Here is a 26,210-nt window from a genome sequence, read left to right as displayed (position 1 = left end):
CTTGCTGTTAACTCGCAGCTCATCCCTATCGCTCCCTCAAGCTCTCCTGCTTATACCGTAGCAACGGCGACATCACATATTCGATGATCCGCCGCGTCCCCGTCTTGATCTCCACGGTCACCGCCATGCCGGGCGCGAGCGCGACCATCTTGTCCTCGACCTGCATCTGCTTCTCGTCGAGCGACACCCGCGCCGAGTAGATGAACTCCTGCCCGGCCGGCTCGCTGGTCTCGGCCAATGCGCCGGAGGTCTTGCCGCCGTTCTGCTTGTCGGCCGGCTTCTCGCGGACGATCGAGTCCTGCGACACGCTCAGCACCTTACCGTGGACGAGGCCGTAGCGGGTGAAGTTGAAGGTATCAATCTTGATCTCGGCGGGCTGGCCGACATTGACGAAGCCGATGTCGCGGTTGGAGATCATGACCTCGGTCTCGAGCTGGCTGTCGGCAGGAACAATGAGCATCAGTTGTTGCGCCGGTGTGACGACGCCGCCGACGGTGTGCAGCGCGAGCTGCTGCACGGTGCCGTCGATCGGCGCGCGCAGCACCTGCTCGGCGATCTTGCGCTCGGCCTTGACGAGATCCTGGGTCAGCTCCTCGGCCTTCTTCTCAGCATCGGCGAGATCCGACAGCACCTGGCGCTCGAATCCGGAGCGGGTCTGCGCGAGCTGCTGTTCCAGCGCCAGCCGCGCAGCCTCGATCTCGACCAGGCGCCGCGTCTGCACGATGCGCTCGTTCTGTTGGTCGATCAGGCGCGACTGCGCATCGATATAGGCGATCTGGTTGCCGTACTGGATCTCCTTGGCGTTGCGGCGGATCTCGGCGGTCTCCTGCAGGAACGGCAGGGTGGCGTCGATCTTGGCGATCGCGGCCTCGATCGACTGCGCCTCGGCGCGCTTCTGCGCGACCTGCTGCAGGTTGGACGCAAGCTTCGCCAGCTGCTCGGCGGCCTGAGCTTGCAGCGCGGCGCGGGTGCGCGCGACATCGGTGGGTGCCGCGCCCTCGGGCACGTTGAGCGGCCGCAGCGCGGCGAGATTGGCAAAGCTATCGCGCAGCACGCTCAGCCGGGCCACATCGAGCCTCGCCTGCATCAGGCCCTGCGCGACGCGGCGGCGCTCGGCCTCGGTGACGGTGCGGTCGAGTTCGACCAGCACGTCGCCGGCACGGACATTGTCGCCGTCCTGGACGTGGATCGCGGCGACCATTCCGGCCTCCAGCGGCTGGATCGTCTTGGTGCGGCCGGTCGGCACGATCTTGCCCTGCGCCGAGGCGATGATGTCGACGTGGCCCAGGATCGACCAGCCGATCGCGATTGCGAAGAACAGCATGATGGTGGCGGCAACGGCGCGTCCGGCGGGCGAGGCCGGCGTCTCCACGATCTCCAGCGCAGCAGGCAGGAACTCGCGCGCATCGTTGCGGCGGCCCCGCCGCGCGTCGAGCGAGATCGGCGCGTTGTCCTGCTTGTGCGCCTCAGCCGACGACATGGAGCCCCGCCTGGATCTGGTGCAGGGTCGCATAGCGGCCGGCGCGCTTGATCAACTCGTCATGAGTGCCGTCCTCGACGAGACGGCCGTTCTCAATGGTGATGATGCGGTCGGCGTTGCGGACGGCCGACAGCCGGTGCGCGATGATGAAGACGGTGCGCCCGGCGCAGATCTTGCGCATGTTGCGCTGGATGATGTTCTCGCTCTCATAGTCGAGCGCCGAGGTCGCCTCGTCGAAGATGAGGATGCGTGGATTGGTGACCAGCGCGCGGGCGATCGCGATGCGCTGGCGCTGACCGCCGGACAGGCTGGCGCCGCGCTCGCCGACCACCGTGTCGTAGCCGTCGGGCAGGCCGAGGATGAACTCATGGGCGCCAGCGAGCTCGGCCGCCTGGATCACCCGCTCCATCGCCATGCCGGGATCGGCGAGCGCGATGTTGTCGCGGATCGAGCGGTTGAACAGCACGTTCTCCTGCAGCACCGCGCCGATCTGCCGCCGCAGCCAGGTGACGTCGGCGACGGTGAGATCGACGCCGTCGATCAGGATGCGGCCGCTCTCCGGCACATAGAGCCGCTGGATCAGTTTTGTAAGTGTCGACTTGCCGGAGCCGGAGGGACCGACGATGCCGACCACCTGGCCTACCGGCACCTTCAGGCAGACATCGTGCAGCGCCAGCGGACCATCGACACGGTAGCGGAAAGAGACGTGATCGAACACCACCTCGCCGCGCACCGGCGGCAGCGCGGCGCGGCCGGGATTGAAGGCGGGCTCCGGCGTGGTGTTGAGGATGTCGCCGAGCCGCGCCACCGACAGCCGCGCCTGGTGGAAATCCTGCCACAGCTGCGCCAGCCGCAGCACCGGCTGCGCCACCCGCCCCGCGAGCATGTTGAAGGCGATGAGCTCGCCGACGCTCAAATTGCCCTCGATCACCAGATGGGCGCCGAAATACAGGGTCAGCGCGGTGACGATCTTGCTGATGAACTGCACCGACTGGCTGGCCCAATTGCCGAGCGACAGCACGTCGAAGCTGGCGCCGACGTAACCTGAGAGCTGTTCCTCCCAGCGCCGCTGCATCTGCGGCTCGATCGCCATCGCCTTCAGGGTCTGAATCGCGGTGACGGTCTCGACCAGGAAGGCTTGGTTCTCGGCGCCGCGGTTGAACTTGACGTCGAGACGCTTGCGGAAGAGCGGCGTCACGCCGGCCGAAAGCGCAATGTAGAACGGAAACGAGCCGACCACGATCCAGGACAGGAACGGCGAGTAATAGAACATCACCCCTAAGAAGACGAAGGTGAAGGCGAGGTCGATGACGAGCGTCAGCGCCGAGCTGGTGATGAAGTTCCTGATGTTCTCGAGCTCGCGCACCCGCGCCACCGAATCGCCGGCGCGCCGCGCCTCGAAATAGGCGATGGGCAACGCGACCAGATGGCGGAACAGCCGTGCGCCAAGCTCGACGTCGATGCGGTTGGTGGTGTGCGAGAACACATATGTTCGAAGACCGCCCAACACCGTCTCGAAGATGGTCACTGTGACCAGGCCGAACACCAGCACGTCGAGCGTGGTGTAGCCGCGATGGGTCAGCACCTTGTCGGTGACGACCTGGAAGAATAACGGCGTCACCAGCCCGAAGAGCTGCAGGAAGAATGACGCCAGCAGCACCTCGCCGAGCAGCCGGCGATATTTGTGCATCGCCTGTATAAACCAGGTAATGTCGAAGCGCCGCGCCAGATCGGAGAGCGAGACGCGGCGCGCCATCAGCACCACCGTGCCGGTCCAGCTAGCCTCGAACGCGGCGCGCTTGAGACTCTGCGGCCGATTCACCAAGGGATCCTGGATCAGCGCCGCCTCCGCCGTGACCTGTCCAAGGATCACGAACGAGCCATCCGACCGCGCCACGATGGCCGGCAGCGGCAGCTTGCGAAGCCCGTCCCAGCTCTGACTGACCGCACGCGCCTTCAGCTTCAGCTGCTTGGCGCAGCGAAGCATCTCGGTCACGCCGACCGTCTCTCCTGCTAGCTGATGTGCAATCTGCGCCGGATCGACAGCGACCTGATGGAAACGCAGCAGCAATGTCAGGCAGTCAAGCCCCGTATCTCTCTGCCCCGCTTCCATTGCCCCTACACTACCCTAAGTCGTGCAGGAATAATGTACCACAAGAAACGATTGGACAAGATCTGCCACGTTCCCGCCGAGGATATTTTTACCTGCGAGGGATCGCACGTTACACGCATTGCATGCATTGAGTGCAGGCTTCGCGCGTCTGCTGGACCAACCCGACAGCACCTCGCAACGCCCCGGACAGCTGAGGAACGAAGGTTCTTGACTTACTCAGCTAGCTCCCTCACGGCAAACGCCTGAACTCGCGCGCGCCTGATGTTCCCCACCACAAACAAAGAACGATACAATCCCTGCGAATCATAAGCATCTGCGTGATGTTCGAGAGCTGGTGAATTCCGAATTGCCGAGGCGATAAACATCCGGCCGCCCGAACAACTGACAATTTTGACAGCAAGGTGAAATCCGCACTCAAAACATCGCCGCGCAACGAGCAAGCCTACATAAGGACCCCCGTTGACACCAAAGCTGCGATGTCAGGCGATCATAGGCTCATGGCCGGTAGCTCTTGGACAACGCAATCCCGGACCGATTCCCAACGCACGTCTCGCAGGGCGCTAGAGATCTGTTAAGCATCTCAGCACGGTATCATGTTAAAATACACGTTGAGATTGCTCAGGCTCACGGTTTTTGCGTATGTAGGTACCGACCGAAATAATCTGAAACAGACTGACACGGGAGCGGACATCCATGTTGGAGCCCGCCACAGACACCCTATTGCCCGCATTCTTTCGTCGCCTCCGCTTCCTGATATCCGCAAGGACACAGATCGGGGAGATACACAGACCTAACGGCACGCAATCGCAGGATGGAAATTCAAGTCCTCCTGCTTCCCAGACTTCGGGTCGCACGGCTTTCGCCTGGTCTTCTCAGGGAACCCATACGACCGGATATGTGGAAGCGAGCGTATGGGCCATTTGCTTTGTCGCGACCACTTTCGCGGCCTTCCTGCTCCAGCGGTCGGCTGTCATTGTCGATCTCGGCAGCCTCTTGGTTGCATTGACGATATTGGGCTTCCTCCTCACGGTTCACGTTGTCTATCGAAGTTGGCGACCATCGCCGGTGCTCAGCAACTTGTGCGGAGCGCTCCTAGCGATGTTACTATCGGGCGCAGTGGCTGGAATCATCAGCCTTGTCGGGCTTCGGAACAACGCCCCATTCATCGATGTAGATCTTGCGAGATGGGATCGAGCGGCAGGCTTCGACTTGCCTGCTGTCATTGCTTGGGCAGCCGACAACCCCGCCTGGTCCCAGCTCCTGTCGGTCACCTACGACAGCTCATTCCCCCTGCTCTTCGGCCTTTCAGTGCTGCTCGCAATCGTTCGCCGTTTCGATCATTTATGGATACTGACGTTCGTATTCGCCAGCACGATTGTCGCATGCGCGAGCATTTCCGTGATTTGGCCGGCGAAAGGTGCCTTCGCGTTCTTTGGGTACCCAGCCAGCTTGCTCGAGCATCTCCCGACAGGCGCGGGAACGTATCACTTGTCGAAGTTGGAATACTTCCGCAATGAGGCCTCGCCGTTGCTGTCATTCGCCAATCTGCAGGGAGTTGTGACGTTTCCCTCGTTCCATTGCTGCCTGGCGCTGATGATCATATCCGCGTCCTGGCACCTCAGGTGGCTATTTCCGATTTCATTGATCTGGAATTCCCTCGTGATCACATCGACCGTGCCGATCGGTGGACATTATGCGATCGATCTTCCATGCGGCGCGGTCGTGTGGCTGGTCGCAACCGGAACTGCTATCGCCTTGATGTCATTGTCCTCGCGATGGGCGCAGGGATCATCTGGATTGCGAGCCGACGCTTCACACGACCGACTCACGCACGGAATGTGCCAAATCATGACCAGAGCGCAAGTCAGCGAATCCTGACACCGGCCCTGTATGCCCTGGTCTGCGATTTCCCGCGATGGCGTACACGCGTCCGTTCCGACACTAAAACGCACAGCCACCTGCGCCCCCCACTAGATCATAAGCGCCAAGGATATTCACTCTATCTAAAACTGTATTCTTAATACTCATCTATTATAAGATGACGTCGGATATCCTTTTCTGGCGTGAAGGTGCGCCGATCTGGCCAACAGCAAAGAGGGTGTAATGCGGGTCAAAATGATGAGGTTCCTGCGTGACGAATCGGGAGCCACTGCAATCGAGTACGGATTGATTGCCGCCGGAATTTCACTTGCGATCATCGCAGCAGTCAACGGTCTGGGCAGCAAGATCAACACCTCGTTCGTCGACATCAATTCCTCCATCAACTAGCTCTGCGCAGTCCAGACGTTGGCGTTCTCAGGAAGCCCGAACCAATGCGTTCGGGTTTCTTGCTTCAAGGCCGCGGCGGCGCGGAATATTGGTCTAAGCTTCTGACGGAGGGGTCCCCCGGCCATTTGGTGTTAGGATTGTGGCTGTCGAGTTCTACGTCTTCGATCATCCCGTCGTCCCGCTCGCGCCCTGGAACGTGCCGTATTCACATCGCCGCTGTCGGTCATGCTCGATGGATTCGATGCATCCGAAAGCGACAGGCGGCGACGTTCCGGACAACAATTACAGCTGGCGGGAGAGCCCGTCGGCGTGCCCGAGATGCTTCGCCGTGCCAAGCAGCTGTAGCCGAAAGCGTGTCCGGTTCGGGAGCTTGGGAGCTATCAAAGCTCCCGCTACTCGCCATCGTATCGCGAGCCGATGGCTCCTTCGTCATCCTCGGCAGCTCACATTGTCGAGCAACTGAAGCGCCTCACCAGATTTGGATTTGAGTGACTGTAAAATAAACCCAGCTGTTACGGGGCGCGGAACTGCACTTGGCGAGCGACTGCATTCTCGAGCTCGCGAGCGACTCCTCTGGCGATCAGAGCGTCAGATTGAGCAGCTCGGCAGCCACAGTTCTCGGTGCGGCGACTCTTGTTCTTGTCACCATTGGCGATCTGGCACCGCACTATCTCGTTCGGCGTTGCCTCCCCTTTTCGTCGGTCTCGCGGCAGATTTTGAGTATCCACCTCCCAGTCGTCGCGGCTTTCACTAGAGCGAGGTCGAGGCGCTGGAGAGGAAACCGCGCGCAATGGTCACCGGGTCGGGATCGTGGCCTATGATCCGCAAGATCTTAACGTAGACCGCGACGATCAGCGTTTCCTTCCCTGGAGAAGGCAATCTAGTGTGGCGCCGAGATCGCCTGCGACGAACGCCTGGGATGCCTCCAAGCGAAAAGAATCCTTCACTTTGCTCGGACTAGAATTGACCAGCGCCCTCGTCAGGAGGTCGATGACCCCGATGATCATTCCCAAAGCGTCGACATGGCCTAAGACCCAGAAGCTCCTTGGATTGGAAGGGCTGCGCTTCCTCGCTACTGTCGCCGTGCTGCTGTGGCACTATCAGCACTTTGCCTTCGTCGGCGAGGAGCCGGTCGGTCTCGTGAGGAGCGAGCTGCCGTTCTACCGCGTTCTGTTCCCGTTTTATGAGAAGGGCAAGATCGGGGTCGAGATATTCTGGTGCATCTCCGGCTTCATCTTCTTCTGGAAGTATAGCGCGGTCATCGCCGACCGCACGATCAACGGATGGACCTTCTTCGTCTATCGACTGGCGCGACTTTACCCGCTCCATCTCGCGACGTTGCTGTTGGTCACGATGCTCCAGCTGATGTATTTCGTTCAGCACAACTACTTCTTCGTCTTTCAGCAAAACGACATCCCTCAATTCGTCAAGCAGCTGTTCATGGCAAGCGACTGGCTTCCGCCGCATGGCGTCAGCTTCAACGCACCCATCTGGTCAGTCTCAATCGAGATCGTGGTCTATGCGGCGTTTTTCCTGTCGCTGCGCGTCGTGCGTCCGTCCCCGCTCTTCAATCTAGCGGTGATCGTGATCTCGATCGCGACCGGTACGCTGATGGCAAAATGCTTCGCTTTCTTCTACGCTGGCGGCCTTGCCGCGATGGCAAGACAGGCTGTCGCCGGGGCTCGGCATCGGCCGAAGGTGGAAGCCTTGGCTGCGTGTGCGAGCATCGCGATGCCCGCGGCATTTTGGATGTCCGGCATGGGCCTTGAGGCGCTCACTGCACCGCTTCTGCTCATCTATACGCCGATCCTGTTGTTCTGCTGCTCGAAGCCCATAGTCTTGCCGCGGCGCCTGGAGACCCTGGTGGAGACAGCCGGCAATACAACCTATTCCTGCTATCTGCTGCACTTTCCAATTCAACTTGCGATCGCGCTTGCTTTTTCGTTTATGCAGCGGCCCATCCCCTACCTCGATCCTCTGTTCTCGGCGGCTTTCGTGCTGTCCACGCTCGTCACCGCGCGCCTCACCTATTGCTGGTTTGAAGCGCCCGCTCAGCGGCTAGTCCGGACCCTTCTGCTGCGAAGGCAAGAGACTCGGCAGGCGAGTCCGGTCCTGCTTCAATGAAGGCAATCATCATGAAGGCGGAGATCTCGATCTAGTGTGCCTTACCCAACGCCAGTGGCCAATTTGGAAAGTCACAGTGACCGCTTTATCAAGAGCGAATGGCTCGGAGCTGGAGTAAGGCGGCAACCAAATCGCAATTTGTATGCCGATTGATCAATAGGGCTGCTGTCGAAGCGGCAGCTATTGGCCAACGTGCGATTGTCGGACATGAACGATTGTGCGTGTTGGCATCCTAGGCTCCATCTCGAACGCTTGTTTTCCCTTCGCGGCCCAAAGCTTACGTGCCCGTTCGCCCTCACCGCTTTTAAGCTTGTCAGCCATCCAAAGTAGCGCGCCGAAGATCGTGGAACGGTCGTCACCGGTCAGGTCCACGATACCGGCTTTGATCACGAGGCCGCCGAGTTCGATGAGGTGCCGGGTGCGCTTACGGCGCTCGACCTGCCACGCGCGCATGTCATGTCGCGCTTTTGCGGCTTGATGCCGGGTGCGCGCCGCTCGGTTGCGTAGGAGCAACGTCAGCGTCGCGGCCAGTTGCTGGCGCAACTCGCCGCGACCGTCCTTGAAAGAACGCGACGCCGCGCTTGGCCCATGCCTCCCTCTTTCCGGCCTCTTTCGTCTCGGCCAGCACGATCAGCGCGCCCGCGAGTTCGTCGGCGCTGAGCGCGTCAGCTCCAGTAGCGATCACGAGCTCGCCGAGCTGGCGTACCTTGCGTGTTTTCAGCTTGCGCGCCTTGTCGTCGAGTGCCTTCAGGTCAGCATCAAAGTTCCTAGGTTTGCGCATCGTCGTCTCCATGAGTGGCAATGGAGAAATGATAGCTTGCGCACTGGCGCATTGCTGTAAGGTCATCAGGACGAGCTGAGACGGGATAGTCCCTCCCGAGATTTTTTCGAGGGAGGGCGCGCTTATACGTCGTGCCGACGTACGCTTCGCTGTGTAGATGCTCTGGTCGCGATGGCGATCTATCATCTTCACGTCAAGGTCATTGGCCGGAAGGCCGGAAGCAGTGCGGTGGCGTCGGCGGCCTACCGCTCGGCATCGCGGCTGCGTGACGAGCGGCTCGGCCGTGATCAGGACTTTTCCGAAAAGCGCGGCGTCGTTCATTCCGAAGTGATGCTGCCGGAGAACGCGCCGGCCTCATGGGGCGATCGCGAGCGGCTTTGGAACGATGTCGAAGCGCGCGAAATCCGGAAGGATGCCCAGCTGGCCCGCGAGGTCGAGTTCGCCCTTCCGCGCGAGCTGAGTGAGGCGCAGGGTATCGAGCTCGCCCGGGACTTCGTTCGCGGCGAGTTCGTCGGTCTCGGCATGATCGCCGATCTGAATGTGCATTGGGACAGGGCAGAGGACGGACTGCCCAAACCTCATGCTCATGTCATGCTGACCATGCGCTCGGTCGACGAGAACGGCTTTGGCCAGAAGGTGCGGGACTGGAACCGCACCGAGATGGTCGAGCGCTGCCGCGAACGCTGGGCCGAGCTCGCCAATGAGCGGTTAGCCGAGCTCGATATCGACGCGCGGATTGATCACCGCAGCCTGGAAGACCAGGGCATCGCGCTGGAGCCGCAAAGCCAGATCGGCGCGCCCGCCAAACGGATCGAGTCTCGGGGCATCGCTGGCGAAGGCGGCGAGGCCGATCGCGCCGAGATGCACCGCGAGATCGCGCGCAACAACGGCGCGCGGATTGTCGCCGCCCCCACCATAGGGCTGGACGCCATCACCCAGCAGCAATCGACATTCACGCGCCGCGATATGGCGAGGTTCGCGCACCGGCATAGCGACGGGCTCGACCAGTTCAATGAGGTGGTGGGCGCAATGCAAGGAGCGCCCGGCCTGGTCGAACTCGGCAAGGATGCGCGCGGCGAGGATCGGTTCACCACCCGCGGAATGATCGAGGCAGAGCAGCGCCTGCACCGGGCCGCTGAACTGATGGCAAAACGGGAGCGCCACCAGGTGCGCGACGCGGATCGCCAGGCCGCTTTGGCAGGTGCGGAAGCGCGCGGCCTGGTGCTGTCGTCCGAGCAGGCTGAGGCGCTGGCGCACGTCACAGATGGACGCGATCTCAGCGTCGTGGTCGGCCATGCCGGGACGGGAAAGAGCGCGATGCTGGGGGTGGCACGGGAGGCGTGGGAAGCCGCCGGCTTCGAGGTCCGGGGCATTGCGCTGTCCGGCATTGCCGCAGAAAACCTCGAAAGCGGATCGGGCATTGCGTCGCGCACGATTGCCAGCCTGGAGCATGGCTGGGAACAAGGCCGTGACCTGCTCCAATCCAGTGATGTGCTGGTGATCGACGAGGCGGGGATGGTCGGCACGCGCCAGCTTGAGCGCGTGCTGTCGCATTCGCTAGAGGCTGGCGCAAAGGTGGTGCTGGTCGGCGATCCGCAGCAATTGCAGGCTATCGAGGCGGGCGCGGCGTTTCGCTCGATCCATGAGCGTCACGGCGGGGCGGAAATCGGCGAGGTGCGCCGTCAGCGGGAGGGCTGGCAGCGGGACGCCACGCGTGATCTGGCAACCGGCAAAACGGGCAATGCGCTTGGAGCCTACCGCGCCCACGGCATGGTGCATGAGGCCCAGAGCCGCGAGCAGGCTCGCGGCGATCTGATCGAGCGCTGGAATCGCGATCGTCAGGCATCGCCGGACCGGAGCCGGATCATTCTCACCCACACCAATGACGAGGTCCGGGCGCTCAACGAGGCTGCGCGCGTGCGCATGCGCGCTGCCGGCGATCTGGGCGACGAAGTGCATGTGGCAGTCGAACGCGGCGCGAGAACCTTCGCCAACGGGGACCGGGTCATGTTCCTGCAGAACGAGCGCGGTCTTGGCGTCAAGAACGGCACGCTCGGGACCATCGAACAGATCAGCGCGCATGCCATGACCGTACAGACCGACGATGGCCGGTCCGTGCACTTCGAGTTCAAAGATTACAACCGCATCGACCATGGATATGCTGCGACGATCCACAAGGCGCAGGGCATGACGGTTGACCTTGTCCATGTGCTGGCAACGCCGGGCATGGATGCCCACAGCAGCTATGTCGCCCTGTCGCGTCACCGCGACGAGGTGGACCTGCACTATGGTCGCGATGATTTTGCGGGTCAGGAGCGGCTCACCCACACCCTGTCGCGCGAACGTGCGAAGGACATGGCCTCGGATTACGAGCGCGCCGATCCGTTCCAGAGCTACGCTGAGCGGCGTGGGATCACCTTCCGCAATCGTGCGGCCGAGATCGTGCGCAAGATTGTGCCCGAGAAGCTGCGCGACATCTTCGGCGGCCTGCGCTCTCCGGCTGATGTGGCCGGACTGGCTAGCGGACGGAGGCCGGAACAGGCAACGCCGGAAAGGGAAAGCAGCGGTCCCGCAGCCAACCGGCGCGGAGCCGAAGTGCCGGCAAACAACGTGGCGCAAGATCCCGAAGCGGACGCTCGTCGCGTCCGGACACGAGCGCTCGTTCGCCATGCCCGCGCGGTAGATGCGATCTTCGCGGCACAGGATACGGGCGGCCGAGCGAGCAGGGAACAGGCGAAAGAGCTGCAAAAGGCGCGTGAAGCCTTCGAAGAGGTGCGCCCCTTTGGCTCGCGCGACGCCGAGGCCGCCTACAAGAAGAACCCGGAGCTCGCCCGCGAAGCGGCGGACGGCCGGGTCAATCGCGCCATCCGCGCGCTTCAGCTCGAAACCGAACTCCGCAGCGATCCGGGCCGCCGCGCCGACCACTTCGTCGAGCGATGGCAGGAGCTCGACCAGACCAGCCAGCGCCTATACCAAGCGGGCGACTTGTCCGGCTACAAGGCCACGCGCTTGGCAATGGGCGACATGGCGAAAAGCCTCCAGCGCGACCCGCAGCTGGAGTCCATCCTGGCCAGCCGCAAGCAGGAGCTCGGCATCGCATTCGAATCAGGCCGCCGGCTCGGCCAGGATCTGGCCTTCGTCCATGGCATCGATCTCGGCAGAGGCCGAGGCCTCGGAATTTGACCCATCCCGTTTGCCGCCGGCTCTACGCCACAGCTGGCAACGCGCGAACTTCTATTGTCCGCCTGCACCTGTTTGGCCTCTGGTCTCGCCGGACGTCAGAAGCAACCAGCGAGGGGCATCACGGCCATGCGCGAGCCAGACCGTATCATCAGGTTGAAAACCGTCCTTGCCAGGACCGGGCTGTCCCGATCCACCATCTACCGCAAGATCGCCGAAGGTACGTTCCCTACCCCACTCAAGATCAGCAGCAACGGAACTGGTTGGCATGAATCCGACATCAACCGGTGGATCGCAGATCCCGTAAGATGGCGTCCGCGGCGCGACCTCGATGAAATCTTGTAAGCTCTATGGCACAACGATCAGGGACGACGTTTCTGGAGGCGCTCTCCTGAACTATCCGACCCCATCCTTTTCTACGCCACGGCATCCCGCTTCAGGGACGGTCCCGCGAGATGCAGACGACGAGTTCGGACCAAGCTACATTGGAAATGCGCTTACGGCAGAGCGCGAGGTCAACCGAAGGCGTTCCATGAGCCGGCGCCCCGCTCGATTTACCCAAGGCGAAGTGGCACGAGCGATCCGCGCTGCAAAAGCGGCCGGTGCTTCATCCATACGAATTAAGCCGGACGGCACGATCATCGTCGACCTGGTCAAATACAAAGAAGAGCGGGGCATCGATGAGACGGTTGAGCCCGAAGAGCATTTCGTGCTTTGATTCGCTTCATGCCCCGTCCTCGCAAGCCCTACCTTCACAAGGAAATCAACCGTCATGGCAGGACGGTCTGGTACGTTCGCAACAAGGACGTCGGCGGCAAACGCACTCGCATTCGCGGCGAGTACGGGTCCATAGAATTCAACCGCAACTACGACATCGCTCTAGCCGACATGTTCAATCGGCCACGCCTCGCAATCGATCCCAGCGAGGCCAGGGCGATGGTCTTTGATGGTAGCCTCAAATGGCTATGGGAAGAATACAAGGCAAAGGCGCCTGATTGGCGCGAGATGAAGGCGAGCACGCACAAGCAGCGCAACAGCCTGATGATTCATGTTCTGGAGGCCAACGGCAACAAAAGAGCAGCCGCAATCCAGAAGCAGCACATCCTGGACGGGCTTGGGCGTCGCGCTCAAAACCCCTCCGCGGCCCGGCATTTCCTCACCACCATGAGACGGATGTTCGCGTGGGCTGTCGCGCAAAAGATTGTGCCGGCAGATCCCACCGAAGGAATCAAGACACCCAAGCCGGCAAAGACAGAAGGCTTCGTCACCTGGTCTGATGCCGACGTTCGGCGTTACTACAAGCGCTGGCCGCTCGGCACGCGAGAGCGCGTCATGATCGACGTCTACCTCTTCACCGGCTTTCGGCGGGGTGACGCAGCATCATTCGGCCCTGCCGACGTGACCGAACAGGTGCAAGAGCGGATCGGGCCTGACGGAAAACTCGAGCAGATTTCCGTTCCGATCATCACGAAGCGCCTGGAAAAGGGGAGCGAGACCATTGAGGTCACCTTCCCGATGCTCGATGTCCTGCGCCGGACGTTGGAGGCATGTCCGGTCGGAACCGAGACCTACATCGCGACCCGGCAGGGCAAGCCGATGACCAAGGAGAGCTTAGGCAACCTGTTCAAGGAGAAATGCATCGCAGCTGGGTTGGCGAACCGATCAGCGCACGGCCTGCGCAAGGCGGCTGCAACTGTCGCCGCTGAAAACGGAGCAACGGAAGCCGAGCTGGATGCGATCTTCGGTTGGACCGATCGTCGGATGGCAAGCCATTACACGCGGAACGCCAATCGCAAGAAATTGGCGTATGGCGGCGTCGCCAAGCTCGAGCGAATGATCGGCTCCGTGGATCATAGAGCGAACGTCTATTCCCTCACCGACAAGCTAGGTGCGGGAAATCGAACAAAAAGCTCAATGAAATCAGCAGACGTCCGGATGGGTGGTGGGCACGACAGGGATCGAACCTGTGACCCCTACCATGTCAAGGTAGTGCTCTCCCGCTGAGCTACGTGCCCTAAACCCAAAAGGTCTCGTCGGGTGGGGGTCCCTATATCGGCTCCCACGCAGGCAGGCAAGGACGCAAACAGGCGAAAATGGGAATAATCCTGAACTTCGCGACGCCGGCCCCGGCGGCTCAGGCCGCCAGCATCTTGTTGACCTCGCTGACGAGCTCGCGCAGGTGCACCGGCTTGGACAGCACCTTGGCATTCTTGGGCGCCTCCGAATCGGAGTTCAAGGCGACCGCGGCGAAGCCGGTGATGAACATGATCTTGATGTCCGGGTCGAGCTCGGAGGCGCGGCGCGCCAGCTCGATTCCGTCCATCTCCGGCATCACAATGTCGGTCAAGAGCATCTCGAACGGCTCCTCGCGCAACCGCTGGTAGGCCGACATGCCGTTGTCGTGGGGCGAGACCTGGAACCCGGCATTTTCCAATGCCTTGACCAGGAAGCGGCGCATGTCGTTGTCGTCTTCGGCGAGCAGGATTTTGTGCATGGCGAGGGGTTGTCTGGTCCGGGTGAGAGGCGGAGCGTTGCCGCCACTAAGCCTGACGGGCGGTAAATTTCGGGTGAAAGATTGCGCCTTTTGATCCGACATCGGCAAGGCATTTTGAGGGCTGAAGCCGCGGTCTTCGATCGAAGCAGCATGCCAGCTCAGAGTTGTTCCAAACGCGGGATGAACTTTTTCATTGCTTTTCGCTTGGCAGACCGGCTGGGATTATCGAAGATGCGCGTTGGCGAGAGCAGTACCTGCGTTGTCCAGAGCGAATCGGCCGGAGGATACCGGCGCATCAACGGACGTGACATCGACGCACGTGACCAAGGGGACGGCGCCCAGAGATGACGGACTTTGATGGCGAATTGCCGCCGTTCGAGATCATGGAGCCGACCGAATGGCGCGCGCCCATCATCTTCAATTCCCCTCACTCCGGATCGGCCTACCCCGACGATTTCCTGAGGGCCTCGCGAATCGATCTGCCGGCGCTGCGGCGCTCCGAAGATTCGTTCATGGACGAATTGATCGCCGATCTCCTGTCGCGCGGCTTTCCGGTCGTTCGCGTGCATTTCCCGCGCTGCTATGTCGACGTCAATCGCGAGCCCTATGAGCTCGATCCGCGAATGTTCACCGGGCGGCTGCCGAGCTTTGCCAACACGCGCTCGATGCGGGTGGCCGGCGGCCTCGGCACGATCCCGCGCGTGGTCGGCGACGGCCAGGAGATCTATCGCGACCGGCTGAGCGTCGACGAGGCGCTGCACCGGATCGAGACGCTGTACAAGCCGTATCACCGCGCGCTGCGCCGGCTGATCAACCGCGTGCACCAGCAGTTCGGCACCGTGGTGCTGGTCGACTGTCATTCGATGCCGTCGGTCGGCGTCTCGCGCGACGAGCCGCGCCGGCCCGACATGGTGATCGGCGACCGCTACGGCACGAGCTGCGCGTCGCTGCTGCCGGATCTGGTCGAGGACGTGCTCGGCCGGCTCGGTTATTCGGTCGGCCGCAACAAGCCCTATGCCGGCGGCTTCATCACCGAGCATTACGGCAATCCGGCCACGGGCTTGCATGCGATCCAGATCGAGCTCAACCGCGCGATCTACATGGATGAGCGCCGCAGGGAGCGCGGACCTCGCTTCGCCCAGGTCGCTTCCGATCTCGCCGTGCTCGCGGAGGTGCTGGCGACGGTGCCGCTCGGCGACCTCGGGCCTTTCCAGGCGGCGGCCGAATAGAGGGCAGCGCCCTCGGTCCGAGGGATTCCGGCCGGTGGCGCCGGCGCAAAAAAAAGGGCCGCTTGAATGACAAGCGGCCCAAGTCTAGGGAGGAAACGCCCAAGGAGGGCAGCGATAACGCGAAGCGCTACCGCACCGCAACAATATGCAATCGCGCTGCACAAAGCGCAAGGGTTTTTCCGCCTTTCTCCATGCAAAAAAACATAGGCCGGGTTGCGTTCAGCGCGAAACAGCTTTGCTTTTCATCATAAAAGTCAATGGCTTGATTGGAGATTCCAAACGATCGGAGAGGGACGCCGGTTTCGCTTTCACTTTCACATCAGAGGCCCGCGACGGCTCAATCGCGCCCGGTCAGCGCGGCAGGACACCAAACGGTATCCATGATGCCACGCTGGTGTTCCATATCCGGATGCACCCCGGACCGCTTTGAGCTAGGCATAGCGGCTCATTGCCACCCGATTCCCTCACCCAAGGACGCGCTGTGACGGTCATCGATTTCTCCGCCTTCATCGGTCGTCTGGCGACCGCGTCTGGCGAAACCATCCTGCCGTTCTTCCGGACCTCGCTGCTGGTCGACAACAAGAGCAGCCGGCAGGATTTCGACCCGGTGACCGAGGCCGACCGCGCCGCCGAGGCGGTGATGCGCCGCCTGATCAAGGCGAACTTTCCTCAGCACGGCATCGTCGGCGAGGAATTCGGCAACGAGCGCGAGGACGCCGACTACGTCTGGGTGCTCGATCCGATCGACGGCACCAAGTCCTTCATTGCCGGTTTTCCGACCTGGGGCACGCTGATCGCGCTGCTGCACAAGGGCGCGCCGGTGTTCGGCATGATGCACCAGCCCTTCATCGGCGAGCGCTTCGCCGGCGACAACGGCTCCGCCAACTACAAGAACGGCGGCGGCGAGCGCCGGCTCTCGGTGCGGCGCTGCGAGCGTCTCGGGGATGCGGTGTGCTATACGACGAGCCCGCTGCTGATGAACGAGGCCGATCGCGCAACCTTCAGCCGGGTCGAGGCCGAGACGCGGCTGTCGCGCTATGGCGGCGACTGCTACTCCTATTGCATGCTGGCCGCGGGCCATCTCGATCTCGTCATCGAGACCGAGCTCAAGCCCTACGACATCGCGGCGCTGATCCCGATCATCAACGGCGCCGGCGGCATCGTCACCAACTGGGAAGGCGGCCCGGCGCAGAACGGCGGCCGGATCGTCGCCGCCGGCGACAAGCGCGTCCACGAAGCGGCGCTGAAACGGCTGGCCGCGGACTGATCCCGCCTCCACCGGCCTGGCTCCGCCTCGTGCAGAACGGACATCCGGCCTGTCGTCGGGCGCTTCACGCGGCGGCCCGGCGCAAATGCTCGACGAGCAGTTTCGCGGGACGCGGCAGCGCCTTGAAGCTGCGGGCGCAGATCACCAGCCGCCGATCGGCCCAGGCGTCGCGCAGCGCGACGAGGCTGATCGGCATCGACCGCGCGCAACGTCGCGCCGCCGCTTCGGGCACCACGGCAATGCCGATCCCGGCCGCCACCATCTGGCAGATCGCGTCGAAATCGCGCAGCCTGGCCCGCACGTGCTGGCGGATGCCGAGCCGCGCGGCGTGCCGGCCGATATGGACGTTGAGCGCCGTCCCCTGCGTGAGGCCGATGAAATCCTCCCCCGCGGTCTCGCTGAAGTCGATCTGTCGGCGGGCCGCGAACGGGCTGCGCCGTCCGGCCACCAGGATCAGCCGGTCCTCGCCGAAGGCGAAGCGCTCGATCGTCTCGGGCAGCGCGTGCTCCGCCGCAAAGCCGAGATCCGCCCGGCCGGACGCGATCGCCTCGGCGATCTCGGTGCTCTCGCGCTCCTCGACATCGACGTTGATGTCGGGATGCTCGCGCAGAAAGGCCGCCAGCGCCTTCGGCAGATGCTCGGCGAGGCCGACCGTATTGGCGAGCAGCTGCACGTTGGCGCGACGGCCGGATGCGAAGCCCGAGAGCTCACCCTGCATGGCCTCGACATTGGCCATGATGATGCGGGCGTGATCGAGCAGGCTCTCGCCCGCCGCGGTGAGATCCACGCCACGCCGGCCGCGCTTGAACAGCTCGACGCCGAACGCGTCCTCCAGACCCTTGATCCGCGCGCTCGCCGAGGCCAGCGCCAGATGCGCCCGGTCGGCGCCCCCGGTGATGCTGCGGGCCTCGGCCACGGCAATGAACAGCCTGAGATCGACCAGATCGAAACGCATGGTCATCCTGCCTCAGTCCTGGACGAAGGCTTGCTCCGTAACCTCCACATTGTGCCGCCGGCGCAGTCTGGTCAATGTGACAACCATGATCGACCCCATCCTCATCTTCATCGCCTTCGCGCTCACCTTGGCCGGCTTCGTCAAGGGCGCGCTCGGCCTCGGCCTGCCGACCATCTCCGTCGGACTGCTCGCGGTCGCCATGCCGCCGGGCCGCGCGCTCGCCATCGTCATCGTGCCGGCCGTGATCACCAACATCTGGCAGACCTTCGCCGGACCTTACCTGCGCGATATCGCCAGGCGCCTGTGGCCGCTGATGCTGGGGACCGCGATCGGCATCTGCCTCAACGCCGGCGCGCTCAGCCATGCCTCGACCCGCTGGGGCAACGTCGCGCTCGGCGTCTTGCTGATGCTCTATGCCCTGCTCGGCCTCACCAAGCTCGCCTTCAAGGTCGCTCCGCCGCACGAGAAATGGGTCGGCGGCATCGTCGGGCTCGTCACCGGGCTGATCTCGGCCGCCACCGGCGTGCAGGTCGTACCCTCGGTACCGTACATGCAGGCGATCGGGCTCGAGAAGGACGAGTTGGTCCAGGCCCTCGGCGTGTTCTTCACGGTCGCCACGGTCACGCTGGCCTTCAACCTGACGAGCTCCGGCCTGCTCAGCACGGCCACCGCCCTGCCCGGCGCGGTCGCGATGGCCGGCGCCTTTCTCGGCATGTATGCCGGCCAGGCGGCGCGATCCCGGCTGCCGGCCGAGGCGTTCCGCCGTGTGTTCCTGATCGCCATGATCCTGCTCGGCCTGTATCTCGCCGGCACGGCGGTCATCGAGCTGCTCTGGTAAAGTCAGCGCGCCTCGAGCATCGCGATCCGGACCCCGAGATAGATCAGCAGCCCGCCGATCGCGCGGTTGAGCCAGAGCAGTGTGGCGGACGAGCCGCGCACGCGGCGCGCAGCACGGGCCGCGACGACGGCGACGCCGAGGCACCAGATCGTGCTGTTGACGATGAAGATCGTGCCGAGCAGCAGGAAGGCGATCGCCTTGTGCGGCGCCTCGGCTGCGACGAATTGCGGCAGGAAGGCGAGGAAGAACATCGCGACCTTCGGATTGAGGATGTTGGTGAGCGCGCCCTGCCAGAACGCCTGGTGCAGCGTCACCACCGGCATCGACGTCGCATCACTCGTCCTGGCGGCGTCCGGCCGCCGCGCCAGAAGCTGCGTGATGCCGAGATAGACCAGATAAGCCGCACCGGCCCATTTCACCGCAGCGAAGGCCGTGGCAGAGGCTGTGAGCAGCGCCGACAACCCGATCGCGCTTCCGAACACGTGGACCAGGCAGCCCGTGCTGATGCCGAAGGCGGCAGCGGCCCCGCCGCGCCAGCCCATCTGCGCGCTGCGGCCGACGATGTAGGCGGTGTCGGGACCCGGCGTGATGTTGAGCAGCAGCCCGGAGACGAGAAACAAAGGCAGATCGTGAATGCCGAGCATGATTGAGCATTTCCTAACAATACTGGTCTAACCATACTTGGCCTCGGCATTGCCGTCTCGCCCCGCAGAGGCCGGCGCGGGGACGCATGGCGAGGTGCCGCGATGGGTTCCGGAAAAGCGTTGGATTCGGCCGCCTCGGCCGTGGTATGCGCGAGGCGGGAGCACGATGTGATGGAAAGACGCCTCGCCGCCATCCTTTGCGCCGACGTCGCCGGTTATTCACGCATGATGGGTATCGACGAGGACGGCACGCACGCCGCCTTCAAGGCTCATCGCGGCGCCATCCATCCGATCATCCTCAACCACGCCGGCCGCATCGTCAAACACACCGGCGACGGCTTTCTGCTGGAATTCGCCACCGCCGCCAGCGCCATCCAGTTCGGGATCGAGATGCAGTCCCTGATGGCGGAGCGCAACGCCGATCTGCCGTCCGACCGCAACATGCGCTTCCGGCTGGGAATCCATCAGGGTGAGTTCACGGTCGATGACGGCGAGGCCTTCGGCGACGGCATCAATGTCGCCGTCAATCTGGAATCGATCGCCGTCCCGGGCGGTGTTGCCGTCTCGGCCAAGGCGTATGAGGAGGCCGGCCCGCAACTGCCCATCAAGCTGACCAGCGCCGGAAGCTTTCAGTTCAAGAACCTTCAGGAGCCGGTGCAGGCGTGGACATGGGAGCCGGATAGCGAGACGGCGATCCGGGCCGGGACGAGCGTCAACGGCCTGCCGCCGCAATATCGCTCCGCGATCGTCGGCGTGCTGCCATTCGTCAACCTCTCCGACGGCGCCGACGCGTATCTCGCCGACGGGCTCGCGGACGACCTGATCCATGCGCTGTCGCTGCAATCGTTCTTTCGCGTCCTGAGCCGCACCTCGACGTTTCGCTTCAGGGACCGCGGCCTCAATCCCCGCCTGATCGCACGCGAGATCGATGCGACCTACCTGATTCAGGGAACGGTGCGGCGCTCTCGTCACAAGCTCCGCGTGACGGCGGAGCTGATCGCGCCCGAGACCGGCGCTCAATTGTGGACCGGTCGCTACGACGGCGACGTCGGTGATCTCTTCGCGATGCAGGACGAGATCACCACCAGCCTATGCGCGGCGCTGATGCCGGAGATCTATCGTGTTGAAGCCTCGATTCCGGTCCGTGCGCCGGCGACCGACCCGACCGCCTGGGACCGCTTCCTGCGCGGTCTGTCGCACTACTACCGACCGACCAAGGCCGACTACGAGATCTCCATCTCGCTGTTTCGGCAGGCGATTGCGCTCGATCCCACTCTCGGGCTCGCCCACGCTTATCTTGCGACCATTCTGATGCAGGGTATCAATTTCGGCTGGATCAAGGGCTCGCGCGAGCTCTGGGACGAGGCGAAAAATCTGGCGCTGGACAGCGTGCGGCTCGACGGGCGCTCGTCGTTCGCCTATGCGATCCTTGCCTTCGTGCAGGCCATGCAGGGCGACCATGAGGACGGCATGAAGGCGGCGCGCAAGGCGACCGAGCTCAATGCCTACGACATGGGCGCGCGCGGAGTGCTCGGGCTCTGCCATATGGTCAACGGCGAGCACCAGCAGGCGATCGATCTGTTCTCGATCGCGGCCCAGCGCGGCAACAGCGATCCGCGCTACCAATGGCCGGCGCTGAACGCCTACAGCCACTACCTGCTCGGCCGCTATGAGGCCGCGTTGTCCTGGGCCCGCGAGGAGCTGTTTCTCTACCCGAACCATCTGCAGGCGCTGACGATCCGCGCGGCGACCCTGGCGCAGCTTGGCGCGACCGATCAGGCGGGCGACGCCGTCGACGTGCTGCGCGCGCAATATCCCTGGCTGACGCTCGACCGCCACATCAAGAACATCCGATGGAAACGCCGGGAGGATATCGATCACTACCGCGACGGACTGATCAGGGCCGGGCTGGTTTGAGCCAATCGGGCCGCATGGTGCCGGCCCGCCACATGGCCTACACATTGCTTCCGCAAATTGATTGGATTCGACCGCTGTTGCCGTGGTATCGCCGTGTGTGGGAGCAAAGACGGAATGGAGAGACGGCTGGCCGCGATTGTCTGTGCCGATGTGGTCGGTTACTCGCGGATGATGGGCGCCGACGAGGCGGGAACCCATGCCGCGTTCAAGGCGCATCGCGGCGCCATCCACCCGATCATCCTCAATCACGGCGGCCGCATCGTGAAATACACAGGGGACGGGTTTCTCCTGGAATTTCCGAGCGTCGTCGGCGCCATCGCGGCCTCGGTCGAGGTGCAGAAGCTGATGGCCGAGCGCAATGCTCATTTGCCGGCCGACCGCGTGATGCAGTTTCGCCTCGGCCTCAACATGGGCGACGTCATCTTCGATGAGGACGAGGTATTCGGCGACGGCGTCAATACTGCGGTGCGACTTGAAGCCGCAGCACCGCCTGGCGGAATTGCCGTCTCCCACAAGGCCTACCAGGAAGCCAGCAAGCACCTCACGGTCACCTTCGTCGACCGCGGGCCGTTCCGCTTCAAGAACATCGAAGACACGATCAACGTCTGGACCTGGGATCCGTCCTCGCCGGAGAAGAGACGCGAGCAGCGGTCCGCCACGGCCCTGCCGGCGCAATACCGGACCGCCATCGTCGGCGTGCTGCCATTCGCCAATCTCAGCGGCGAGACCGACGAGTACTTCTCGGACGGCCTGGCGGAGGACCTCATCCATGCGCTGTCGCTGCAGTCGTTCTTCCGGGTGCTCAGCCGCAACTCCACCTTCGCCTTCAAGCATGCCGGCATGAGCGCCCGCCTGATCGCACGCGAGATCGATGCGACCTATCTCATCCAGGGATCGGTGCGGCGCTCCGGCGACAAGATCAGGGTCACCGCCGAGCTGGTCGCGCCGGAGAACGGCGAGCAGCTGTGGGCCGGCCGCTACGACCGCGACATCGGCGACCTGTTTGCCGTGCAGGACGACATCACCGCCAACCTGTGCACCGCGCTGATCCCCGAGATCTACCGCGCCGAGGCCGCGGTGCCGGTGCGGTCCAAGACGACCGACCTCACGGCGTGGGACCGCTTCCTACGCGGGCTGTCGCACTACTACCAACCGACCAAGGCCGACTACGAGAGCTCGATCGCGCTGTTCCGCGAGGCGATCAGGATCGACCCAGGTCTCGCGATCGCCCACACCTATCTCGGCACCATCCTGCTGCAGGGCATCCATTTCGGCTGGATCAGGAATTCACGGGAGCTGTGGGACGAGGCAATGGCGCTGGCCGAGGCCGGTGTCCGGCTCGATTCCCGCTCGTCGTTCTCCTATTCGCTGCTGGCCTATGTCCATGCCATGCAGGGCCGGGTCGAGGCCGGGATGGAGGCGGCGCGCAAGGCGCTGCAGCTCAATCCCTATGACATGGGTGCGCGCGGCGTGCTTGGCGTCTGCCATCTCGTCGGCGGCGAGCACCGTCAGGCGATCGAGCTGTTCTCGGTCGCTGCCCAGCGCGGCAACAGCGATCCGCGCTATCAATGGTCGGTGCTGAGCGCGTTCAGCCACTACATGCTCGGCCAGTACGACGCCTCGCTGTCCTGGGCGCGGGAGTCGCACTATCAGAATCCGAACCATCTTCAGTGCCTCGCGATCCGCGCCGCCGCGCTGGCGCAGCTCGGACGCTCGGTCGAAGCCGGCGAGGCCGTCGCGGCGCTTTTGAGCCAGCATCCGTGGATGACGATCGAGCGCCTCCTGAGCAACATCCGCTGGCGCAATCCTGCTGACATCGCGCATTATCGCGACGGCCTCACCAAGGCCGGCATCCCGTTGACCAAGCTCACCCTCGTGGACACCAAGGCCAAATTCGCGGGCGAATAGCGCGATCGCGACTTGAGGTTGACACTTGAGGTTGACACTTGGGCGGGTTACTCCAATCATTCACGATTGCATTGTAGCGTTCAGACGGCGGCCGACCCGCCCGTTCCTCGGCGCAATTCGGCGCCGCCTTCGTTTGTTTGCGTGATTTCGTTTTCATCACTCAGGTGCTTTCCAAGGATGTTCTTCGATGCAAGAAGACAGCGCCCGCGCCCGTGACGCCCTGCCCGGACAGCTTCCGGTCTCGTCCGACAACCCGTGCCCCTTCCTGCGCGCGCTCGTCGCCGGCGGCTTCGTCGACGGCCACAGCGTCCCGCTGAAGACCATCGGCGACCGGGTCGAGGCGGCAAGCGGCGAGACCGGCTTCAAGAAGCGGCTCGTCGGCATCGAGACCTTCGGCGTGGCGCTGATCGCGAACGGCCTGTCGCCGCTGCGGCTCCTGAAGAGCCTGTGGTCCGGCGCCGATCTCGACCAGTTGCGCAACGGTCCGCTCGACAAGCATGGCGGCGGCTCGCGCATCCTCGACGCCGAGGCCAAGGTCCATCCCGAGGAGATCGACCGCTTCGCAAGCTTTGGCAGCGACTATCCCGATCCCAACGGGGGCACCGAGCGCGGCCTCAACGCGGCCCAGATCCAGACCTTCATGAAGGCCAATCTGACGCGCGACGGCGACCAGGCACGCTGGTACTTCCCGATCCTGATGCAGGGCGAATGGCCGGTGCTGCTGAACATCCTCGGCAAGGGCGACGGCGATGGCCGCTATCTCTCGGTCGCCGAGGTCCGCACGCTGTTCGTCGAGCGTCGCCTGCCGCAGCGTATCGCCGCGCGGCTGATGGCCAAACCCAAGCCCGCGAACATCGTCTGGCGCATCGGCAAGGCGCTCGTCGGCGGCGCGGTCGCCGCGGCGCTGGCGCTGCTGCTGCTCTGGGTGGCCGCGCCGGACGCGGTGAGCGACAAGCTACGCTCCATCCTGCCGTCCGATGCCGCGGCCCTGGTGCCGCCCGCGCTGCCCGAGACCGAGCCGACCAAGGCGGCCTACTGGCTCGACCAGGGCTGGAGCACGCAGGACCGGCACTGGTTTCACCACGTGACGCAGGGCACCGCGACCTTCCCGATTCCCTACGCCTGGTTCATGGCGATGGAGCAGCCTTATCTGACGCCGTTCGGCACGCCCGGCCTGATCTCCGACAGCGCCTATCTCGAACGTTTCGGCTTCATCCCGAGCCCGAAGAGCGTCGACGGCGACCCAAGCGTCCTCCGGCCGTTCGGCTACGCCGCCACGGCTGCCAAGACCGAACCCGCCGCGCCGCTGCCCGCCGGCCTCAAGCCGACCCCGGCCGGCAATGAAGGCGGCCTGCCGGTCGGCTTCGCGCGGCTCACTGGCGCTGCCGATCCCACCACCGGTGCGCCGCAATCCGACAAGATCGGCCTCACCTGCGCGGCCTGCCACGCCGGCAGCATTCACTACAAAGGCGTGAGCGTGCGCTTCGACGGCGGCCCCGGCATGGTCGACCTGCGCAAGCTGGAAGAAGCCATGGGTTTTGCGATGATCTTCACGCAATACGTGCCCGGACGCTTCTCGCGCTTTGCCGATCGCGTGCTTGGGCCCAATGCAACCGATGCCGATCGCGACGCCCTGAAGAAGGGGCTGAAGGACGCGACCTCCTTCGCGCTCAACATGCAGGCCAAGAACTACAAGGACACGATCAAGGCCAAGAAGCAGATCGAGACCGAGGAAGGCTTCGGCAGGCTCGATGCACTCAACCGCATCGGCAACCAGGTGTTCTATCTCGACATGGCCGTGAGCGGCCTGCCGAACATGCTCGGCAACCAGGAGGCCATCGACGCGCCGGTGTCGTATCCGCCCATCTGGACGGTGCCGTGGTTCTCCTGGGCGCAGTATGACGGCTCGATCGCGCAGCCCTTGATCCGCAATGCCGGCGAGGCGCTCGGCGTGTTTGCACAGATCAACCTCTCGCCGGAGACCGCACGGGACAAGCTGTGGCGCTCGTCTATGGCGATCGAGAACCTGCTCTACATCGAGAACATGCTGCGCGGTCCCGATCCGTTCGCAACCACGACGCCCGCCTTCGGCGGGCTGACCTCGCCGAAATGGCCGGAGAAGCTGTTCGCCGGCGACGACGCCTGGAAGATCGATCCGGCCCGCGTCGAACGCGGCCGGAAGCTCTATGCAACGATCTGCGTCGAGTGCCATCTCGGCCCGGTCGCCGACACCGTGTTCGACAAGACCTATCCGGACAAGAGCTTCTGGAAGATCAAGCCGGCCGATGACTGGGAGAGCAAGGGCTGGAATGCCAAGGGCCCGATCCTCGACCTCGTGCAGAAGCCGGTCGACGCGATGCAGACCGACCCTGGACAGGCGAGCATTCTCGCCAACCGCAAGGTCAGGGTGGCAGGCTTCCTCGAGGTCGATCCGGCCAAGGACCTGAAGGGCTGCAACCTGCCGCAGGACTCGACCACGGACATGCCCTATGCGCTGGCGCTGATGGCCGTCGTGCAGAAGGCCAGTGACAAATGGATGGAAGACCGCAAGCTCTCCGAGGCAGAGCGGGCCGCATTGTGGGGCGATCGCAGGAACTGCCCCAACCCGGCCGGCAAGAGCTATCGCGCCCGCCCGCTCAACGGCGTCTGGGCGACCGCGCCCTATCTACACAACGGCTCAGTGCCGTCGCTGTACTGGCTGCTGACGCCGGCTGCCGAGCGGCCGACGTCGTTCTGCCAGGGCGCGCGCGACTATGACCCGAAGCCGGTCGGCTTCGCCGTGCCGAAGGGCGGCGAGAGCGCGTGCAAGGTCGGACAGACGCTGTTCATGGCCAATGATTCCAACGGCAAGCCGATCAAGGGCAACAGCACGCTCGGTCATTCCTTCGAAGGCCCGACCAAGCCCAACAAGGATTATCCGAACGGCATCATCGGCGGTGCCTTCTCGGAGGACGAGCGCTGGGACCTCATCGAATATCTGAAGACGTTGTGAGGATGTGAAGCGGCGCGCCT

General features: G+C 63.6%; 19 protein-coding genes, 1 tRNA gene and 1 pseudogene. 13 read left to right on the top strand and 8 right to left on the bottom strand.

Features of this window, described 5'->3' with window-relative positions; genetic code table 11:
- Window positions 1–25: 25 nt before the first annotated feature.
- Both QW845_RS12220 and QW845_RS12215 read right to left on the bottom strand, forming a co-directional pair.
- Window positions 26–1,480: an HlyD family type I secretion periplasmic adaptor subunit gene (locus QW845_RS12220; protein WP_315801838.1), complete on the bottom strand. Its 1,455-nt coding sequence runs from the start codon at window positions 1,478–1,480 to the stop codon at window positions 26–28.
- Entirely contained in the window at window positions 1,467–3,593 is a 2,127-nt protein-coding gene (locus QW845_RS12215; protein WP_315801837.1) for a type I secretion system permease/ATPase, read from the bottom strand. Before QW845_RS12215 ends, QW845_RS12220 begins: the two co-directional genes overlap by 14 nt.
- A gap of 897 nt (window positions 3,594–4,490) precedes the next feature.
- Between QW845_RS12215 and QW845_RS12210 the strand changes: the two genes are divergently transcribed.
- The 3 genes from QW845_RS12210 (at window position 4,491) to QW845_RS12200 (ending at window position 7,985) form a co-directional block, all read left to right on the top strand.
- Entirely contained in the window at window positions 4,491–5,471 is a 981-nt protein-coding gene (locus QW845_RS12210) for a phosphatase PAP2 family protein (RefSeq protein WP_315801836.1), read from the top strand.
- A 225-nt stretch (window positions 5,472–5,696) separates the two neighbouring features.
- Window positions 5,697–5,861, top strand: a complete 165-nt coding sequence (locus tag QW845_RS12205; protein ID WP_315753307.1) for a Flp family type IVb pilin — start codon at window positions 5,697–5,699, stop codon at window positions 5,859–5,861.
- Window positions 5,862–6,851: 990 nt separating this feature from the next.
- Window positions 6,852–7,985: an acyltransferase gene (locus tag QW845_RS12200; RefSeq protein WP_315801835.1), complete on the top strand. Its 1,134-nt coding sequence runs from the start codon at window positions 6,852–6,854 to the stop codon at window positions 7,983–7,985.
- A gap of 180 nt (window positions 7,986–8,165) precedes the next feature.
- Here QW845_RS12200 and QW845_RS12195 read toward each other — a convergent pair whose 3' ends face one another.
- Window positions 8,166–8,438 carry a conjugal transfer protein TraD gene (locus QW845_RS12195; RefSeq protein WP_315753303.1) on the bottom strand — a complete coding sequence of 91 codons (273 nt, stop codon included), beginning with the start codon at window positions 8,436–8,438 and terminating at the stop codon, window positions 8,166–8,168.
- A gap of 1 nt (window position 8,439) precedes the next feature.
- Window positions 8,440–8,766 carry a conjugal transfer protein TraD gene (locus QW845_RS12190; RefSeq protein WP_315801834.1) on the bottom strand — a complete coding sequence of 109 codons (327 nt, stop codon included), beginning with the start codon at window positions 8,764–8,766 and terminating at the stop codon, window positions 8,440–8,442.
- A gap of 171 nt (window positions 8,767–8,937) precedes the next feature.
- Between QW845_RS12190 and traA the strand changes: the two genes are divergently transcribed.
- The 4 genes and pseudogenes from traA to QW845_RS34125 form a co-directional block, all read left to right on the top strand.
- Window positions 8,938–11,949, top strand: a complete 3,012-nt coding sequence (gene traA, locus QW845_RS12185; RefSeq protein ID WP_315801833.1) for a Ti-type conjugative transfer relaxase TraA — start codon at window positions 8,938–8,940, stop codon at window positions 11,947–11,949.
- Window positions 11,950–12,075: 126 nt separating this feature from the next.
- Window positions 12,076–12,291, top strand: a complete 216-nt coding sequence (locus tag QW845_RS12180; RefSeq protein WP_315716577.1) for an AlpA family transcriptional regulator — start codon at window positions 12,076–12,078, stop codon at window positions 12,289–12,291.
- Between the two features lie 187 nt (window positions 12,292–12,478).
- Window positions 12,479–12,664 carry a hypothetical protein gene (locus QW845_RS12175; RefSeq protein ID WP_315753634.1) on the top strand — a complete coding sequence of 62 codons (186 nt, stop codon included), beginning with the start codon at window positions 12,479–12,481 and terminating at the stop codon, window positions 12,662–12,664.
- Window positions 12,665–12,672: 8 nt separating this feature from the next.
- A pseudogene (locus QW845_RS34125) lies at window positions 12,673–13,725 on the top strand (tyrosine-type recombinase/integrase); the annotation flags it as partial.
- A gap of 161 nt (window positions 13,726–13,886) precedes the next feature.
- Here QW845_RS34125 and QW845_RS12170 read toward each other — a convergent pair.
- Window positions 13,887–13,961, bottom strand: a tRNA-Val gene (locus QW845_RS12170).
- A gap of 119 nt (window positions 13,962–14,080) precedes the next feature.
- On the bottom strand, window positions 14,081–14,440 hold the full coding sequence (gene cpdR, locus QW845_RS12165; protein ID WP_006610087.1) for a cell cycle two-component system response regulator CpdR: 360 nt from the start codon (window positions 14,438–14,440) through the stop codon (window positions 14,081–14,083).
- Between the two features lie 344 nt (window positions 14,441–14,784).
- Here cpdR and QW845_RS12160 point away from each other — a divergent pair, with 344 nt between their 5' ends.
- Window positions 14,785–15,669 (top strand): N-formylglutamate amidohydrolase, encoded by an 885-nt coding sequence (locus QW845_RS12160; RefSeq protein WP_315801832.1) that lies wholly within the window; start codon window positions 14,785–14,787, stop codon window positions 15,667–15,669.
- Window positions 15,670–16,150: 481 nt separating this feature from the next.
- Window positions 16,151–16,936: a histidinol-phosphatase gene (gene hisN / locus QW845_RS12155; protein ID WP_315801831.1), complete on the top strand. Its 786-nt coding sequence runs from the start codon at window positions 16,151–16,153 to the stop codon at window positions 16,934–16,936.
- 64 nt (window positions 16,937–17,000) lie between these two features.
- Here hisN and QW845_RS12150 read toward each other — a convergent pair whose 3' ends face one another.
- Entirely contained in the window at window positions 17,001–17,891 is an 891-nt protein-coding gene (locus QW845_RS12150; protein WP_315737053.1) for a LysR substrate-binding domain-containing protein, read from the bottom strand.
- Between the two features lie 85 nt (window positions 17,892–17,976).
- On the opposite strand from QW845_RS12150, the gene QW845_RS12145 reads away from it, so the two are divergent.
- Window positions 17,977–18,729 (top strand): sulfite exporter TauE/SafE family protein, encoded by a 753-nt coding sequence (locus tag QW845_RS12145; RefSeq protein WP_315801830.1) that lies wholly within the window; start codon window positions 17,977–17,979, stop codon window positions 18,727–18,729.
- A gap of 2 nt (window positions 18,730–18,731) precedes the next feature.
- Here the strand turns inward: QW845_RS12145 and QW845_RS12140 are convergent, their stop codons facing one another.
- Window positions 18,732–19,373, bottom strand: coding sequence for a LysE family translocator (locus QW845_RS12140; protein WP_315801829.1), 642 nt, complete (start codon window positions 19,371–19,373; stop codon window positions 18,732–18,734).
- Window positions 19,374–19,544: 171 nt separating this feature from the next.
- On the opposite strand from QW845_RS12140, the gene QW845_RS12135 reads away from it, so the two are divergent.
- From QW845_RS12135 to QW845_RS12125, 3 genes are all read left to right on the top strand, one after another.
- On the top strand, window positions 19,545–21,290 hold the full coding sequence (locus tag QW845_RS12135; RefSeq protein ID WP_315801828.1) for an adenylate/guanylate cyclase domain-containing protein: 1,746 nt from the start codon (window positions 19,545–19,547) through the stop codon (window positions 21,288–21,290).
- Window positions 21,291–21,404: 114 nt separating this feature from the next.
- On the top strand, window positions 21,405–23,198 hold the full coding sequence (locus QW845_RS12130) for an adenylate/guanylate cyclase domain-containing protein (RefSeq protein ID WP_315801827.1): 1,794 nt from the start codon (window positions 21,405–21,407) through the stop codon (window positions 23,196–23,198).
- Between the two features lie 187 nt (window positions 23,199–23,385).
- The gene (locus tag QW845_RS12125) at window positions 23,386–26,190 is read left to right on the top strand and encodes a di-heme-cytochrome C peroxidase (protein WP_315801826.1); all 2,805 of its coding nucleotides are present in this window, start codon (window positions 23,386–23,388) and stop codon (window positions 26,188–26,190) included.
- Window positions 26,191–26,210: the final 20 nt, after the last annotated feature.

It is taken from the genome of Bradyrhizobium sp. SZCCHNS3002, from assembly GCF_032377435.1.
Lineage (GTDB): Bacteria > Pseudomonadota > Alphaproteobacteria > Rhizobiales > Xanthobacteraceae > Bradyrhizobium.
The sequence above is the reverse complement of the archived record's forward strand: the minus strand, read 5'-3'. Positions and strand labels throughout refer to the sequence as shown.

Bases quoted from the DNA above. Each gene is read 5' to 3' on its own strand.
- traA (WP_315801833.1), top strand. From the start codon at position 8,938: ATGGCGATCTATCATCTTCACGTCAAGGTCATTGGCCGGAAGGCCGGA.
- QW845_RS12220 (WP_315801838.1), bottom strand. From the start codon at position 1,480: ATGTCGTCGGCTGAGGCGCACAAGCAGGACAACGCGCCGATCTCGCTC.
- QW845_RS12200 (WP_315801835.1), top strand. From the start codon at position 6,852: ATGACCCCGATGATCATTCCCAAAGCGTCGACATGGCCTAAGACCCAG.
- QW845_RS12215 (WP_315801837.1), bottom strand. From the start codon at position 3,593: ATGGAAGCGGGGCAGAGAGATACGGGGCTTGACTGCCTGACATTGCTG.
- QW845_RS12125 (WP_315801826.1), top strand. From the start codon at position 23,386: ATGCAAGAAGACAGCGCCCGCGCCCGTGACGCCCTGCCCGGACAGCTT.
- QW845_RS12150 (WP_315737053.1), bottom strand. From the start codon at position 17,891: ATGCGTTTCGATCTGGTCGATCTCAGGCTGTTCATTGCCGTGGCCGAG.
- QW845_RS12175 (WP_315753634.1), top strand. From the start codon at position 12,479: ATGAGCCGGCGCCCCGCTCGATTTACCCAAGGCGAAGTGGCACGAGCG.
- QW845_RS12180 (WP_315716577.1), top strand. From the start codon at position 12,076: ATGCGCGAGCCAGACCGTATCATCAGGTTGAAAACCGTCCTTGCCAGG.
- QW845_RS12145 (WP_315801830.1), top strand. From the start codon at position 17,977: ATGATCGACCCCATCCTCATCTTCATCGCCTTCGCGCTCACCTTGGCC.
- QW845_RS12160 (WP_315801832.1), top strand. From the start codon at position 14,785: ATGACGGACTTTGATGGCGAATTGCCGCCGTTCGAGATCATGGAGCCG.
- cpdR (WP_006610087.1), bottom strand. From the start codon at position 14,440: ATGCACAAAATCCTGCTCGCCGAAGACGACAACGACATGCGCCGCTTC.
- QW845_RS12190 (WP_315801834.1), bottom strand. From the start codon at position 8,766: ATGCGCAAACCTAGGAACTTTGATGCTGACCTGAAGGCACTCGACGAC.
- QW845_RS12140 (WP_315801829.1), bottom strand. From the start codon at position 19,373: ATGCTCGGCATTCACGATCTGCCTTTGTTTCTCGTCTCCGGGCTGCTG.
- QW845_RS12130 (WP_315801827.1), top strand. From the start codon at position 21,405: ATGGAGAGACGGCTGGCCGCGATTGTCTGTGCCGATGTGGTCGGTTAC.
- QW845_RS12195 (WP_315753303.1), bottom strand. From the start codon at position 8,438: ATGCGCGCGTGGCAGGTCGAGCGCCGTAAGCGCACCCGGCACCTCATC.
- QW845_RS12135 (WP_315801828.1), top strand. From the start codon at position 19,545: ATGGAAAGACGCCTCGCCGCCATCCTTTGCGCCGACGTCGCCGGTTAT.
- QW845_RS12205 (WP_315753307.1), top strand. From the start codon at position 5,697: ATGCGGGTCAAAATGATGAGGTTCCTGCGTGACGAATCGGGAGCCACT.